This window comes from Kitasatospora albolonga (assembly GCF_039535905.1).
Taxonomy (GTDB): Bacteria; Actinomycetota; Actinomycetes; order Streptomycetales; family Streptomycetaceae; genus Kitasatospora; species Kitasatospora albolonga.
Map to the genome: position 1 here is coordinate 1 of NZ_BAAAYB010000013.1, position 15,450 is coordinate 15,450.

The 15,450-nt window shown below is 74.7% G+C and carries 11 protein-coding genes; 9 read left to right on the plus strand and 2 right to left on the minus strand.

The annotated features are described in order from the left end of the window. The 4 genes from ABD946_RS03765 to ABD946_RS03780 form a co-directional block, all read left to right on the plus strand. The coding region (locus ABD946_RS03765) for an SDR family NAD(P)-dependent oxidoreductase (protein WP_345280028.1) at window positions 1-5,861 on the plus strand (5,861 nt) is incomplete at its 5' end. Further along, the gene (locus ABD946_RS03770) at window positions 5,843-6,610 is read left to right on the plus strand and encodes an SDR family NAD(P)-dependent oxidoreductase (protein WP_345280030.1); all 768 of its coding nucleotides are present in this window, start codon (window positions 5,843-5,845) and stop codon (window positions 6,608-6,610) included. The genes ABD946_RS03765 and ABD946_RS03770, both read left to right, overlap by 19 nt. 40 nt (window positions 6,611-6,650) lie before the next feature. After that, window positions 6,651-7,073 (plus strand): ester cyclase, encoded by a 423-nt coding sequence (locus ABD946_RS03775; RefSeq protein ID WP_345280032.1) that lies wholly within the window; start codon window positions 6,651-6,653, stop codon window positions 7,071-7,073. A gap of 68 nt (window positions 7,074-7,141) precedes the next feature. Next, window positions 7,142-7,549 carry a nuclear transport factor 2 family protein gene (locus ABD946_RS03780; protein ID WP_345280033.1) on the plus strand — a complete coding sequence of 136 codons (408 nt, stop codon included), beginning with the start codon at window positions 7,142-7,144 and terminating at the stop codon, window positions 7,547-7,549. Here the strand turns inward: ABD946_RS03780 and ABD946_RS03785 are convergent. Both ABD946_RS03785 and ABD946_RS03790 read right to left on the minus strand, forming a co-directional pair. Next, window positions 7,538-7,870, minus strand: coding sequence for a hypothetical protein (locus ABD946_RS03785; protein WP_345280035.1), 333 nt, complete (start codon window positions 7,868-7,870; stop codon window positions 7,538-7,540). The genes ABD946_RS03780 and ABD946_RS03785 overlap by 12 nt on opposite strands. After that, a complete protein-coding gene (locus ABD946_RS03790) occupies window positions 7,867-8,457 on the minus strand; it encodes a DUF6232 family protein (RefSeq protein WP_345280037.1) in 591 nt (196 codons plus the stop codon). Before ABD946_RS03790 ends, ABD946_RS03785 begins: the two co-directional genes overlap by 4 nt. 252 nt (window positions 8,458-8,709) lie before the next feature. Between ABD946_RS03790 and ABD946_RS03795 the strand changes: the two genes are divergently transcribed. Genes ABD946_RS03795 through ABD946_RS03825 form a run of 5 tightly spaced genes read left to right on the plus strand, consistent with a single transcriptional unit; the run spans window position 8,710 to window position 15,439 of the window. After that, window positions 8,710-10,380, plus strand: a complete 1,671-nt coding sequence (locus ABD946_RS03795) for an ABC transporter substrate-binding protein (protein ID WP_345280039.1) — start codon at window positions 8,710-8,712, stop codon at window positions 10,378-10,380. Between the two features lies 1 nt (window position 10,381). Continuing rightward, window positions 10,382-11,359 (plus strand): ABC transporter permease, encoded by a 978-nt coding sequence (locus tag ABD946_RS03800; protein WP_345280041.1) that lies wholly within the window; start codon window positions 10,382-10,384, stop codon window positions 11,357-11,359. Window positions 11,360-11,361: 2 nt separating this feature from the next. After that, window positions 11,362-13,935: a dipeptide ABC transporter ATP-binding protein gene (locus tag ABD946_RS03815; protein WP_425558514.1), complete on the plus strand. Its 2,574-nt coding sequence runs from the start codon at window positions 11,362-11,364 to the stop codon at window positions 13,933-13,935. Beyond that, window positions 13,932-14,795: a metallophosphoesterase family protein gene (locus tag ABD946_RS03820; protein ID WP_345280043.1), complete on the plus strand. Its 864-nt coding sequence runs from the start codon at window positions 13,932-13,934 to the stop codon at window positions 14,793-14,795. The genes ABD946_RS03815 and ABD946_RS03820 overlap by 4 nt, the downstream gene beginning before the upstream one ends. Then, window positions 14,792-15,439: a 4'-phosphopantetheinyl transferase family protein gene (locus ABD946_RS03825; RefSeq protein ID WP_345280045.1), complete on the plus strand. Its 648-nt coding sequence runs from the start codon at window positions 14,792-14,794 to the stop codon at window positions 15,437-15,439. Before ABD946_RS03820 ends, ABD946_RS03825 begins: the two co-directional genes overlap by 4 nt. Window positions 15,440-15,450: the final 11 nt, after the last annotated feature.

The window sequence follows — 15,450 nt, forward strand, 5'->3', positions numbered from 1 at the left end:
TCGTCGGCATGGCCTGCCGCCTGCCCGGCGGGATCACCTCGCCGGACGACCTCTGGCGGGTCGTCAGCGAGGGCGTGGACGCCATCGGCGAGTTCCCCGCCGACCGCGGCTGGGACCTGGAGGCGCTCTACCACCCCGACCCGGACCACCCCGGCACCTCCTACACCCGGCACGGCGGATTCCTCGACACCACGCCCGAGTTCGACGCGGAGTTCTTCGGCATCTCGCCGCGCGAGGCGCTGGCCACCGACCCGCAGCACCGCCTGCTGCTCGAGACGGCCTGGGAGGCCTTCGAGCGGGCCGGCATCGACCCGGCCGGTCTGCGCGGCAGCCGGACGGCGGTCTTCGCCGGGATCGCGGGCAGCGATTACACGCCCCGACTGCACGACGCCCCGGGTGAGTTGGAGGGATTCCTGGGGATCGGCGGCCTGGACAGCGTGGCCTCGGGCCGGATCTCCTACACCTTCGGTTTCGAGGGCCCGGCCGTCACGGTGGACACCGCCTGCTCCTCCTCGCTGGTCGCGCTGCACCTGGCCGCCCAGTCGCTGCGCTCCGGCGAGTCCGACCTCGCGCTGGCCGGCGGGGTGAGCGTGATGGCCACCGCCCAGGGCTTCGTGGAGTTCTCCCGCCAGCGCGGCCTGTCCGCCGACGGCCGTTGCAAGGCCTTCGCCGCCGAGGCGGACGGCACCGGCTGGGCGGAGGGCGTGGGCCTGCTGCTGGTCGAGCGGCTCTCCGACGCCCGGCGCCACGGTCACCCCGTGCTGGCGGTGCTGCGCGGCAGCGCCGTCAACCAGGATGGCGCCTCCAACGGCCTGACGGCCCCCAACGGCCCCGCCCAGCAGCGCGTCATCCGCCAGGCACTGGCCGGGGCCCGGCTGGCCGCCGCCGACGTCCACGCCGTCGAGGCGCACGGCACCGGCACCCGGCTGGGCGACCCGATCGAGGCCCAGGCGATCCTGGCCACCTACGGGCAGGACCGCGAACAGCCGCTGCTGCTCGGCTCGTTGAAGTCCAACATCGGTCACACCCAGGCGGCGGCGGGTGTGGCGGGCGTGATCAAGTCGGTGCTGGCGATCCGCCACGGCGTGCTGCCGCGCACCCTGCACGCCGAGCAGCGCACCCCCTACGTGGACTGGGACGCCGGAGCGGTGGAGCTGCTCACCGAGCAGCGCGCCTGGCCGGAGGTCGAAGGCCCGCGCCGGGTCGGCGTCTCGGCCTTCGGCGCCAGCGGCACCAACGCGCACGTGATCATCGAGCAGGCGCCGGAGGAAGAGCTCACGATCGAGGCCACCGAGGCCCCGGCCGTGCTGCCCTTCGTGGTGTCCGGCCGCTCACCCGAGGCGCTGGCGGCGCGGGCCGCCCAGGTGGCCGAACTGCTGGCGTCCGAGCCCCCGCTGGAGCTGGCCCGGGCCCTGGTGGCCGACCGGGCGGTCTTCGAGGAGCGGGCCGTGGTGCTCGGTGGTGGCGCCGAGGCACTGCGGGCGTTGGACGGCCCGGGTGTGGTGCGCGGGACGGCCCGCTCCGGCGGCCTGGCGTTCCTGTTCTCCGGCCAGGGAAGCCAGCGGGTCGGCATGGGGCGGGAGTTGGCCGCCGCCTTCCCGGTCTTCGCCGAGGCCTTCGAGGCCGTCGAGACGGCCCTCGGCCTGCCGCTGGGCGAGGTGATCGCGAGCGGCGAGGGTCTGGACGAGACGGGGTGGACGCAGCCGGCGTTGTTCGCGGTGGAGGTCGCGCTGTTCCGGCTCTTCGAGTCCTGGGGCGTGCGGCCCGACTACGTCACCGGCCATTCGATCGGTGAGCTGGCCGCCGCCCACGTGGCGGGGGTGCTGTCGCTGGCCGACGCGGCCGCGCTGGTGGCGGCCCGGGCCCGGCTGATGCAGGAACTGCCGGGCGGCGGTGCGATGGTGGCGGTCGAGGGCACCGAGGAGGAGGTCCGCGAGGTCCTCGTTGCCGGTGCCGAGATCGCGGCCGTGAACGGCCCGCGTTCGGTGGTGGTCTCCGGTGACGCCGAGGCCGTTGCCGCCGTCCGCGAGCGCTTCGCCGACCGCCGGACCAAGCAGCTGAAGGTCAGTCATGCCTTCCACTCCGCCCACCTGGACGGCATGCTCGCCGAGTTCGGGCGGACCGCCGCCGGTCTGACCTTCCACGCCCCGCAGATCCCGGTGGTCTCCAACCTGACCGGCCGGATCGCCACCGCCGCCGAGCTCACCGACCCGCAGTACTGGGTCCGCCAGGTCCGCGAGGCGGTCCGCTTCGCCGACGTCATCGGGGAGTTGGCGGCCGAGGGCGTCACCACCTTCGTCGAGCTCGGCCCGGACGGCACGCTCAGCGGCCTGGTCGGCGCCGCCCTCGACACTCCTGTCACGGCCACCGCGCTGCGCCGCGACCGCGACGAGGCCGGGACCGCCGTCACCGCGCTGGCCCGGATCCACGTCCAGGGTCACCGGGTGAACTGGACCGCCCTGCTCGGCCGCCCCTCCCGCCCGGCCGGGCTGACCCTCCCCACCTACCCCTTCCAGCGCCGCCGCTACTGGCTGGAGCCCGCCCACCGCGGCGCCGACGCCACCGGGCTCGGCCTCGCCGAGGCCGCCCACCCGCTGCTCGGCGCCACCGTCCGGCTCCCGGACGGGGAGGGCGTGCTGCTCACCGGCAGCCTCTCGCTGCGCACCCACCCCTGGCTGGCCGACCACGCCGTCCAGGGCACCGTGATCGTCCCCGGCACCGCGCTGCTGGAGCTCGCGGTCCGGGCAGGCGACGAGCTGGGCGCCGGCACCCTGGACGAGCTGGTGGTCGAGGCCCCGCTGGTGCTGCCCGAGCAGGGCGCCGTGCACGTCCAGGTCGCCGTCGGCGGCGCGGACGGGACCGGGGCCCGCGAGGTCACCGTGCACTCCCGCCCGGCCGGGACGGAGGAGTGGAGCCGGCACGCCTCCGGCCTGCTGCTGGCCGGCCCCGGCGCCCCGGGCGAGGCGCTGCGCGCGTGGCCCCCGGCGGGTGCCACCGCACTGCCCACCGAGGAGGTGTACCAGGAGCTGGCCGCCGCCGGGCTCGCCTACGGCCCGGCCTTCCGGGGCCTGCGGGCGGCCTGGCGGGACGGCGACACCTTCTACGCCGAGGTCGCGCTGCCGGAGGAAGTCCGGGAGAGCGCCGCGGAGTTCGGCCTTCACCCGGCGTTGCTGGACGCCGCCGTGCACGTCACCGCCCACCACGGCCTGACCGACACCCCGGCCGGCACCAGCCGGCTTCCCTTCGCCTACACCGGCGTGCGGCTGCACGCGGTCGGCGCGAGCGCCCTGCGGGTGCGCCTGCGCTACACCGAGCCGGAGGCCATCTCGGTCGACGTCGCGGACGAGACCGGCGCCCCGGTCGCCTCCGTCGAGGCCCTGCGGGCCCGGCTGGTCTCCGCCGAACAACTCGCCCCGGCCGGCGGCGCCGACCGCGACGCCCTGTTCCGGCTGGAGTGGCCGGAGATCGCGGCCTCCGAGCCGGCGGCTGCCGACAGCTGGAGCGAGCTGCGGATCACCGGCCACGAGGGCGTGCTCGCCGAGGTGCTGACCGCCACGCAGGCGTGGCTGGCGGACGAGGCGAACGAGGGGAGCCGGCTGGCCGTGGTGACCAGCGGCGCCGTCCCGGTCCTCGGGGAGGCACCGGACCCGGTGCTCGCCCCGGTCTGGGGACTGCTGCGCTCCGCGCAGTCCGAGCACCCCGGCCGGATCGTCCTGCTGGACACCGACCACGACTCCGAGCACCTGATCCCGGCCGCGCTGGCCACCGAGGAGCCCCAACTCGCCCTGCGGGCCGGCCGGGTGCACGTGCCCCGGCTGGTTCGCGCCACCGCCCCGGAGGTCGGCGCCGCCCGGCCCTGGGACCCGGAGGGCACGGTGCTGATCACCGGTGGCACCGGTGTGCTGGGCGGGCTGCTGGCCCGTCACCTGGTCGCCGAGCGGGGCGTGAAGCACCTGCTGCTGCTGTCCCGCAGCGGCGCCCAGGCTCCCGGCGCGGAGGAACTCCATGACGAGCTGGTGGAGTTGGGCGCGGAGGTGACCATCACCGCCGCCGACGCGGGCGACCGCGAGGCGCTCGCCGCCGCCATCGCCGCGATACCGAAGCGGCACCCGCTGACCGCCGTGGTGCACACGGCCGGTGTGGTGGACGACGGCGTGCTCGCCGCCCTCACCCCCGAGCGGCTGCGGACCGTCTGGGCCCCGAAGGCCGACGGCGCCCGCCACCTGCACGAGCTGACCAGGGGTCACGACCTCGCGGCCTTCGTGCTCTACTCCTCGGTCGCCGCCGTCCTCGGCGGCCCGGGGCAGGCCAGCTACGCCGCCGCCAACACCTACCTGGACGCGCTCGCCGCCCACCGCCGCTCGATCGACCTGCCGGCCCAGTCGCTGGCCTGGGGCCAGTGGGCCGAAGCCAGCGCCGTCACCGCGCACCTCAGTGAGGCCGACCGCCGCCGGGCCGCCCGGGCGGGCCTGCGGGCGATCGGCGCCGAGCAGGGCGCCCGGCTGTTCGAGGCGGCCGCGCGGGCCGAGGACCCCTACCTGGTGGCGGCCCCGCTGGACCTGGCCGCCCTGCGCAACCAGCCGGCCCTGCCCGCGCTGCTCACCGCCCTGGTCCCGGCCGCCCGCCGGGCCGCTGCCCGGGGTGCGGCGGCCGCCGGCCCGGCCCTGCTGCCGAAGCTGCTCGCGCTCACCGGGGCGGAGCGGACCGCCGCCCTGCTGGAGCTGGTGCGCACCGAGGTCGCCGGTGTGCTCGGCACCGAGCCGGCCGCCGTCGGCGACGAGCGCCCGTTCAACGACCTGGGCCTGGACTCGCTGACCGCCGTCGAGCTGCGCAACCGCCTGACCGCCGTCACCGGCCTGCGGCTCGCCCCGACCCTCACCTTCGACCACCCGGACCCGGCGCAACTCGCCACTCACCTGGTGGAGTTGGTGGCGGAGGCGCCCACCCCGGGCGCCGTCACGGTGGCCGCGACGGGAGACGGCGAGGACCCGCGCCATCCGCTCTCCACCCTCTACCGGCGGCTCGCCGCCCAGGACAGCTTCCCGGAGGCCTCCGCGCTGATCGGCGTGGCCTCCGCGCTGCGGTCCCGGTTCACCGTCGACGAGCGGGGCGAACACGCCCTGGAGCCGCTCCAGTTGGCCTCGGGGGACGGGGAGACGGCCGTGGTCGCCTTTCCCGCGCTGAGCGCCATCTCCGGCCCGCACGAGTACGCCCGGCTCGCCCACGCCTTCCAGGGCGAGCGCGACTTCTTCGTGCTCCCCTCGCCCGGCTGGACCCCGAGCGACAAGCTCCCCGACACCATCGACACCTTCCTCACCCTGCACACCGAGGCGGTGCTCCGACTGGTCGGCCCCGACCGGCCGTTCGTGGTGCTCGGCCGCTCGATGGGCGGCTGTGTGGCGCACGCCGTCACCGAACGGCTGGAGGCGGCCGGGCGGCGGGTGGCCGGGCTCGGCCTGGTGGACTCGTACCCGATCGACAGCGCGGTGCGCGAGGGCATGGGCGAGTGGTGGCTGACCGCGATGCTCACCGGCATGGTCGAGCGGATCCAGCAGTACGACATGGTCTGGAGCGACGCCAGCCTGACCGCGATGGGCGGCTACAACTCCGTCTTCGCCGGCTGGCAGCCCGGCCCGGTGCAGGCGCCCGTCCTGGCGCTGCGCGCCGACACCCCCCTGCGCGGCACGGTGATCGACCCGACGGGCCGTCACGACTGGCGCGCCTACTGGCCGGTGCCGCACGAGGTGCGGGACATCACCGGTGACCACTTCACCGTGCTGGAGCAGCACACCCCGACGACGGCGGACGCCGTCCGGCAGTGGATCGAGACGAAGGAGCGGGCATGGGCAGCAACCCGGTAGTACTGGTGACCGGAGCGGCCTCCGGGATCGGCGAGGCACTGGTGCGGCTCTACGCCGAACGCGGCCACCGGGTGGTCGCGGTGGACGTGGACAAGTACGGCCTCGACGCCTTCGCCGAGCTCGACGGGGTCGCCACCCTGGTCGGCGACGTCTCCGAGCAGGAGACCAACGAGCGGGCCGTCGAGCTGGCCGTGGAGCGGTTCGGCCGCCTCGACGCCGCGGTGCTCAACGCCGGTACGGGCGGCGGCGGTCCGCTGGAGTCGGCGGGAGCGGTGGAGCGCTTCGACCGGCTGTTCGCGGTGAACGTGCGCAGCGTGGTGCTCGGCATCCGCTCCGCCGTCCCGGCCCTGCGGGCCGCCGGGGGCGGCGCGATCGTCGCCACCTCCTCGGTCTCCGGCCTGCGCGGCGACCCGGGCACCTGGGCCTACAACGCCACCAAGGCCGCCGTCATCAACCTGGTGCGCGCCACCGCCATCGACTACGCCGCCGAGGGCATCCGGATCAACGCCATCGCCCCGGGCGGCACCGTCACCGCCCTGACGGCGGCCCAGGTCGCCGACCCGGAGTTCTCCGCCTTCATCACCCGCCGCATCCCCGCCCAGCGCTGGGCCGAGGCCCGGGAGCAGGCCGAGGTGGTCTGGTTCCTGACCTCGCCCGCCGCCTCGTACGTCACCGGCGTCACCGTGCCGGTCGACGGCGGCCTGAGCGCCAACGGCGGCATCCTCCTGCCGCCCGCCGCCACCCGCTGACCACCCATTCTTCCGTCAACCACCGAGGAGAGAACGAACAGTGAGCACCCTTGAGGACAACAAGGCCGTCGTCCTGCGCTACTACCACGAGCTGGTCAGCGGCCAGCGGATCGACCTGGTCGAGGAGCTGATCGCCGAGGACGCCGTCGACGAGAGCCGGGTCGGCCCCGACGGCCCCGGCAGCCTGGAGGACTTCCGCGAGCACCTGCGCTGGCTCTGGAACAACGTCCGGGACGTCAAGGCCACGGTCGAGGACCTGGTGGCGGAGGGCGACCTGGTCATCGCCTACTGGCGGATCGAGGGCATCCACGTCGGCCCGATCTTCGGCGTCCCCGCCACCGGCCGGCCCTTCGTCGGACACAGCGTCAGCCGCCTGACCGTCCGCGACGGCAAGGTGGTCCGCTACAGCGTCCTGCCCGACCGCCTCGGCATCATCCAGCAGCTGGCCCCCGTCGCCGTCTGACCCTCCGTGCCCCAGGGCCCGGCCGGACGCCTCCGGCCGGGCCCGTTCCCGTCCCCAGGAGACCTGACATGACCGACCGCCTGACCGTCGAGGACGCCGAGCAGCTGCGCCAGCTGCTGGCCCGCTTCTCGCACGCCTTCGACAACGCCGATGCCGAGGCCCTCGGCACCGTCTTCGCCGAGGACGGCGTCATCGAACTCGCCCGCACGGGTGCCCTGTTCAAGGGCCTGGAGGCCATCCGGGCGTTCAGCGCCGACCTCGGCCCCGAATCCCCCGACCACCAGACCCTGGACAGCACCTTCTGGGCCGAGGACGACGGCACCGCCCGCGGCCGCAGCCGCTACCTGGCGATCCTCGCCGACGGCAGGGTGCACAACGGCGACTACGTCGACGTCTACACCAGGACGGAGGCCGGCTGGCGCATCCTCAGCCGGACCTCCGTCCCCCGCTACCCGCTCCCCGGCTCAGCCCAGTAGCGCCAGCACCCGCTGCACGGCCTCCGCCACGGGGGCCCCGACCGCGCCGACGGTGGCGGCGATGCCCGCCACCGCCAGCAGCGCCCGGCGCCGCTCCTGCGCGGGCGGCGCCGGCGCCTCGATCACCGCCAGGGTCTCCGCCACCACCTCGGCGTCGAGCGGGCCCAGCAGCTCCCGGATCTCGCGCAGTTGGCCGGCGAGGGCGGCCAGTGCCCGGGCCAGCTCCGGCGGGTCGGCAGCGGTGGCGTGGTGGTGGACCACCTTGCCGATGTTCCCGCTGCCGCCGTGCAGGTGGATGTTGTCCCCGTGGTGCTGGTTCACGTGAGCACCTTCCCCGCGTTGCCGCTGCCGCCGTACAGGTTGATGTTGTCGCCGATCTGGTAGTACCTCGGATTCACCGTCACTCTCTGCATCGTGTACCGGAATTCGTGGTCGGGGTTCTCCAGGGTGTGGGTCAGGATGTCGAGCAGTTCGGTGATCCTGCGCCGATCCGAGGAGGTCACCACCGCGGTCGGGCCCCCGGCGGTGTCCACCAGCAGGACGGGCACCGAGCTGCCGGCTATCGCGCGCAGCGCGTCGCAGAGCAGGTAGGCCGTGAGCAGTCCGGCCACGGTCAGGGCGACGTCCTCGTCGGTGTTGCCGTAGGAATTGGTCGTGGCGATGACGATGACCACGCCGAAGGCGGCGAACGCCAGGAACCGCATCCAGACCCGGTGGAGCGCCGCGCGGCGGTCGGGTTCCAGCGCCGTCGCACAGACCCTGGTGACGTTGTTCAGCGGGTAGGCGGCGTTCCCGACCCACAGCAGCCGCTTGTCGACCCGCACCACGACGGAGCCGTACGGCACGCCGCCGGTCGACGGCGGTGCGGTCGGCCGTGGTGGGATCGCCGGTGTTCCGGTGGACGACATGCAATTCCCCCCTCCGCCTCGGATCGCCCCGATGGCGATCGGCGGGCAACCAAGCATGCATCAGACGGCCGGAGTTGACGAGGGCGCGGTCGGGATCGCCCGGCCCGGTCAGGTGGCGGAACCCGTGGCCCGGCGGGGCAGCCCAGGGGTGGGCTAGGGGTTGCGTAGGGGTCCGCCTGCGGCACTGCCTCGGCAGACTTCCGAGCAGCTCAGCACCTCTTACTTTCCTCTCGCAACAAACGGAGCACACCGATGCCCAGAACCGGGCCCCGTCCCGTCCCGCTGCTCGCCGCACTCGCCGCGGGCACCCTGCTGCTCACCGGCTGCGGCTCCGGCGCCACCGGTTCGGCGGCCCCGGCCAAGGACGGCGGTGCGCAGGGCGCCCCCGTCCAGGGCGGCTCGCTCACCTACGCCACCGACGTGGAGCCGATCTCCTTCGACATCCACGTCAGCCAGCAGGACGTCACCGGCGCGATCCAGCGCAACGTCTTCGACTCCCTGGTCCAGCAGGACGCCAAGGGCGAGTTCCAGCCCTGGCTGGCCACCAAGTGGGAGGCCGCGCCGGACCTGAAGAGCTTCACCTTCCACCTGCGCGAGGGCGTGAAGTTCACCGACGGCACCCCCTTCGACGCCGAGGCCGTGAAGGTCAACTTCGACCGGATCGTGGCCAAGGAGACCAAGTCCCAGTACGCGGCCAGCCTGCTCGGCCCGTACAGCGGCACCGAGGTGATCGACCCGAAGACCGTGAAGGTGACCTTCTCGGAGCCCTTCGCCCCCTTCCTGCAGGCCGCCTCCACCCCCTACCTCGGCTTCTACTCGCCGAAGACCATCAAGGAGAACGGCTCCAAGCTCGGCGCCGGCGGCCCGGCCGACGTCGGCACCGGCCCGTTCGTCTTCTCCGCCTACACCAAGGGCCAGAGCGCCGTCTTCAGCAGGAACCCGGACTACAACTGGGCCCCGGCCGGCGCCGCCCACCAGGGCCCCGCCTACCTGGACAAGCTGACGGTCCGTTTCCTCACCGAGGACTCCGTCCGGCTCGGCGCGCTCAACAGCGGCCAGGTCCAGGTCGCCGACCCGATCCCGCCGTCCGGCGTGAAGACCGTCCAGGCCGACGCCAAGCTGAAGACCGTCTCCACCGACGCCCCCGGTGCGGTGTACTCCCTCGTCCTCAACACCTCCAAGGCCCCGCTGGACGACCCGCTGGTGCGCAAGGCGGTGCAGCGCGGCATCGACGTCGACACCGACGTGAAGAGCGTCTACTTCGGCGTCAACAAGCGGGCCTGGAGCCCCGTCGCGCCCACCACCCCCTACTACGACAAGTCCCTCGAGAACAGCTGGGCCTACGACAAGGCGCTCGCCGAGAAGTCCCTGGACGAGGCCGGCTGGACCACCAAGGACGCCGACGGCTACCGCACCAAGAACGGCCAGCGGCTCACCATCGAGTGGCCGCTGCCGCCCACCGAGTTCGTCCGCGAGCAGCGCGACACCCTCGGCCAGGCCATCCAGGCCGACCTGAAGAAGATCGGCATCGAGGTCACCCGCCCCCGCCTCGACATCGGCACCTACATCGCCCAGGTCTACGGCGGCAAGGTGCACATCGCCGACTACAGCTGGGCCCGGTTCGACCCGGACGTGCTGCGGCTGTACTTCCACAGTGCCAGCCAGCCCGCCAAGGGCGGCCAGAACGCGACCTTCTACAAGGACGCCCAGCTGGACGAGTGGACCACCAAGGGCAAGGAGACCTTCGACAAGACGGTCCGTCAGGAGGTCTACGGCAAGACCCAGCAGCGCGCGATCGAGCTCGGCCTGATCGTGCCGCTGTACGTGCGCACCGCCACCGTCGGCCAGTCCGCCCAGGTGCACGGCCTCACCGCCGACCCGAACACCTGGCTCCGCTTCCACGACGCCTGGCTGGGTAAGTGACATGACCGAGAACGACCTGACGGCCCCTCAGGGGCTCCGCTCGGTGACGCTCGGGGTGCTGCGAAGGCTGTTCGTCCGCCTGCTGGGTGCCCTCGCTGTCCTGATCGGGGCCGCCACGGTCGCCTTCGCCGCGCTCCAGCTGGTCCCCGGTGACCCGGTCACCGTGATGCTCGGCCCCGGCACCGCCGCCACCCCCGAGGTGAAGGCGGAGATCCGGGCCACCTACGGGCTGGACCAGCCGGTCGCGGTGCAGTACCTGCACTACCTGGGCCGCCTGCTCAGCGGCGACCTGGGGGAGTCCTACCAACTCCAGCGGCCGGTGGCCGGGCTGATCGGCGATCAGCTCGGCCCCACCGTCCAGCTCGCCCTGGCGGCCCTGGTGCTGGCCGTCGCCCTGGCGCTGCTCACCGCCACGGCGACGGCCGGCCGCCGGCCCGCCCTGCGGGCCCTGAGCTCGCTGCTGGAGCTGCTCGCGGTCTCCAGCCCCTCCTACTGGATCGGCATCCTGCTGCTGACCGCCTTCTCCTTCCAGCTGCGGATCTTCCCGGTCGCCGGGGACCAGGACCTCTCGGCCCTGGTGCTGCCCGCCGTGACCCTGGCCCTGCCGCTCGCCGGGGTGCTCACCCAGGTGCTCCGCGAGGGCCTGGAGACCGCCCTCGGGCAGCCCTTCGTGCTCACCGCCCGCTCCCGCGGCCTGGCCCCCGCCGCCGTGCTGCTGCGCCACGCCCTGCGGCACACCGCCGGCCCGGTGGCCACCCTGACCGGCTGGCTGACCGGCTCGCTGCTCGGTGGCGCCGTGCTGGTCGAGACGGTCTTCGGCCGCCCCGGCATCGGGGCGCTCAGCCTCCAGGGCGCCGTCAACAAGGACATGCCGCTGGTGATCGGCCTGGTGCTGCTCTCCGCGCTGGTCTTCGTGCTCATCTCCACCCTGGTGGACCTGCTCCACCTCGCCGCAGACCCCCGCCTGAGGAGCCGCTGACCATGGCCCAGACCGCCGCCTCCGGCCGGACCACCCTGGTCCTGGCCTCCGCCCTGCTGGCCCTGATCACCGCAGTCGCCATCGCCCCCGGCCTGTTCACCTCCGCCTCCCCGGTGGAGACCGACCCGATCCACGCGCTGGCCGCCCCCAGCGCCCAGCACTGGTTCGGAACCGACCAGTTGGGCCGCGACCTGTTCTCCCGGGTGCTGCACGGCGCCCGCCCCTCGATCCTGCTCGGCCTCGGCGCCACCGCCCTCGCGGTGGCCGGCGGAGCCGCCCTCGGGCTGGCCTCCGCGCTCGGCGGCCGGACCACGGACCAGGTGCTGATGCGCGCCGCCGACATCCTGCTCTCGCTGCCGCCGATCCTGCTCGCGCTGCTGGCCGTCACCGTGCTCGGCACCGGCTCGGGCAACGTGATGGCCGCCATCGCCATCGCCTTCGTCCCCGGCTACGCCAGGATCGTCCGGGCCGAGACCCGGGTGGTGCAGCGCTCCGGCTACGTGGAGGCGGCCCCGGCTGCTGGGCGTGCGCACCTGGGAGCTGGTCCTGCGTCACGTGCTGCCCAACGCCGTCGGCCCGATGCTGGTGCTGGCCACCGTCGGCTTCGGCGCCGCCCTGATCGCCGCCTCCGGCCTGAGCTTCCTCGGCCTCGGCCCGCAGCCGCCCTCCCCGGAGTGGGGCGCGATGCTCTCCCAGGGCCGCAGCTTCCTCCAGACCGCCTGGTGGATCGGGGTCTTCCCGGGCGCCGCCATCACCCTCACCGCGCTAGCGGTGAACGCCGTCGGCCGCCGCGCGCAGCGCCGCTTCACCCGGAGGACCCCCGCATGACGCTGCTCACCGTCGAAGGACTGGACGTGCGCTTCGGCGTCGGCGAGCGCGCGGTGCGTGCCGTCCGGGAGGTCTCCTTCACCCTCGACCGGGGGGAGTGCCTGGCCGTGGTCGGGGAGTCCGGCTCCGGCAAGAGCGTCACCGCCCGCAGCCTGGTCGGACTCACCGGCCCCGGCTCCGCGGTGACGGCCCGTCGGCTGGAGTTCGACGGCACCGACCTGACCGCCCTCGGCGAGGCGGGCTGGCGCGGGGTGCGCGGTCGGCGGATCGGCCTGGTGCTCCAGGACGCGCTCACCTCGCTCGACCCGCTGCACACCGTCGGCGCGGAGGTCGCCGAACCGCTGCGCGTCCACGGCCTCGCGCCCCGGCGCGAACTCCCTTCGCTGGCCGCCTCGCTGCTCACCCGGGCGGGCGTGCCGGAGGCGGAGCGGCGCGCCGCTCAGTACCCGCACCAGCTCTCCGGCGGGCTGCGCCAGCGCGCCCTGATCGCCTCCGCCCTGGCGGGCTCGCCCGACCTGCTGATCGCCGACGAGCCGACCACCGCGCTGGACGTCACCGTCCAGGCCCAGGTGCTCGACCTGCTGGCCGAACTCCGGCGCGGTGGAACGGCGTTGCTGCTGATCAGCCACGACCTCTCGGTGGTGGCCCGGACCGCCGACCGGGTCGCGGTGATGTACGGCGGCCGCATCGTCGAGACCGGCCCCACCGAGCGCCTGCTCGCCGAACCGCGCCACCCCTACACCCGCGCCCTGTTGGCTGCCGTCCCCGGCCCCGCCACCCGGGGCCGCCGGCTCTCCGCGCCCGTCGTGGACCGCCCCCGCCCCACCCCCGACGGCTGCCCGTACGCGCCGCGCTGCGACCGCGCCGACCGCACCTGCCTGGAGGCCCTCCCGGCCATCGACCACCACGGCACCCGCTGCTGGAACCCCGTACTGGAGCCCTCCGCCGCGACCGCGGGGCCGCTCACCGCCCCTGAGCCGCCGTCAGCCCCGGCGGCCGCCCCCGTCGTGGAGGTCGACCAGGTCAGCAAGGCGTTCGGCGGCCGCCTTGTGGTGCGCGGCGTCTCGCTGCGCCTGGCGGCGGGGGAGGTGCTCGGCCTGGTCGGCGAGTCCGGCTCCGGCAAGACCACGGTAGCGCGGATGGTGCTCGGGCTGGAGCAGCCGGACTCCGGCACCGTCCGCCTCGGCGGCGCCCCCTGGAGCGAGCTGCCCGAACGGCGGCGCCGTGCCCAGCGGCTGCGCCTGCAGTCCGTGCCGCAGGACCCGCTGGGCTCCTTCGACCCCCGCCACACCGTGGAGCGGGTGGTCGGCGCCGCCGTGGCCCGTACCGGCGTCCGGGGCCGGGCCCGGGTGGCCGAACTCCTCGACCAGGTCGGCCTCTCCGCCGCCCTGCTGCCCCGCCGCCCGGCCGAGCTCTCCGGCGGCCAGCGCCAGCGCGTCGCGATCGCGCGCGCCCTGGCCCCCGCGCCCGAGGTGCTGGTCTGCGACGAACCGGTCTCCGCCCTCGACGTCTCGGTGCAGGCCCAGATCCTCGACCTGCTGGCGGACTTGCGGCAGCACCTGGGCCTCGCGATGCTCTTCATCTCGCACGACCTCGGCGTGGTCCACCACCTGGCCGACCGCGTCGCGGTCATGACGGACGGCCGGCTGGTGGAGACGGGCGAGGTCACCGAGGTCTTCGCCCGCCCGGCCGCCGCCTACACCCGGCGCCTGCTCGCGGCCGTCACCACCCTGGAGGTACCGGCATGACCGGGGGCACCCTGTACGCCGTCAGCGACCTGCACGTCGGCTATCCCGAGAACCGCGAGGTGGCCGAACGGCTGCACCCCACCTCGCCGGAGGACTGGCTGATCGTGGCCGGGGACGTCTCCGAGACCTTCGAGGACATCGGCCGGACCCTGGGCCTGCTGCGCGAACGCTTCGCCAAGGTCATCTGGGCCCCCGGCAACCACGAGCTCTGGACCACCCCCGACGACCCGGTGCAGCTGCGCGGCGAGCCCCGCTACCGCGCCCTGGTCGAACTCTGCCGCGAGCTCGACGTGTTGACGCCCGAGGACCCGTACGCCGTCTGGCGCGGCGAGGGCGGCCCGGTCACCGTCGCCCCGCTCTTCGTGCTCTACGACTACACCTTCCGCCCGCGCGGCACCACCACCAAGGAGCAGGCCCTCGCGGTGGCCCGGGCCGCCGGCGTGGTCGGCACCGACGAGATCCTCCTGCACCCCGACCCGTACCCGGGCCTGGAGGCCTGGTGCGCCGCCCGGCTGGCCGAGTCCGAGCGCCTGCTCGCCGCCCGCGACCCCGCCCTGCCCACCGTCCTGGTCAACCACTTCCCGCTGCGCCGGGAGCCGACCCTGATCCTGCGCCACCCGGAGTTCGCCCTCTGGTGCGGCACCGAGCACACCGCCGACTGGCATGTGCGGTACGGCGCGGGCGTGGTGGTCTACGGCCACCTGCACATCCCGCGCAGCACCGTCCACGACGGCGTCCGCTTCGAGGAGGTCTCGCTCGGCTACCCCCGCGAGTGGCGGCCGCGCGGCGGACCGAGCGGCCTGCGCCGGGTCTTCCCGGCAGCGGGGGAGGCCCCGGTCGGCGGCGGTGGGTTCCGGTGATCGGCGGGCTGCTGCCCGGGGCCGTGGCCTGGGCCGAGTCCACCGCCGAGCCGGAGACGGCCGGACTCCTGCCCGAGGAGGCCGCCCTGACGGAGCGGATGGTCCCCGGGCGGCTGCGCGAGTTCACCGCCGTCCGGGCCTGCGCCCGCCGCGCCCTGGCCGGGCTCGGCGAGCCGCCCGCCCCGATCCTGCCCGGCCCCCGGGGCGAACCGCGCTGGCCCGCCGGACTGGTCGGCTCGATGACCCACTGCACCGGCTACCGGGCCGCGGTGGTCGCCCGCCGCGCCGAGCTGCCCACGCTCGGCATCGACGCCGAGCCGCGCGCGCCGCTGGGCCCCGGCCTGCTGGAGGCCGTCTCGCTCCCCGCCGAACGGACCCGGCTGGCCACCCTGCACCGCCGCGCCCCCGAACTCCCGTGGGACCGACTGCTGTTCTCCGTCAAGGAGAGCGTCTTCAAGGCCTGGTACCCGCTCACCCACCGCCCGCTCGGCTTCGAGGAGGCCGACGTCACGCTCAGCCCGGACGGCACCTGGCACGCCCACCTGCGCCTGCCCACCACCCCAGGAGCCCCCCGCTCCTTCGCCGGCCGCTGGGCCGCCACCGGTGCCCACCTGCTCACCGCGACGGCCCAGCCCGGCTTCTGACGCGGCGTGGG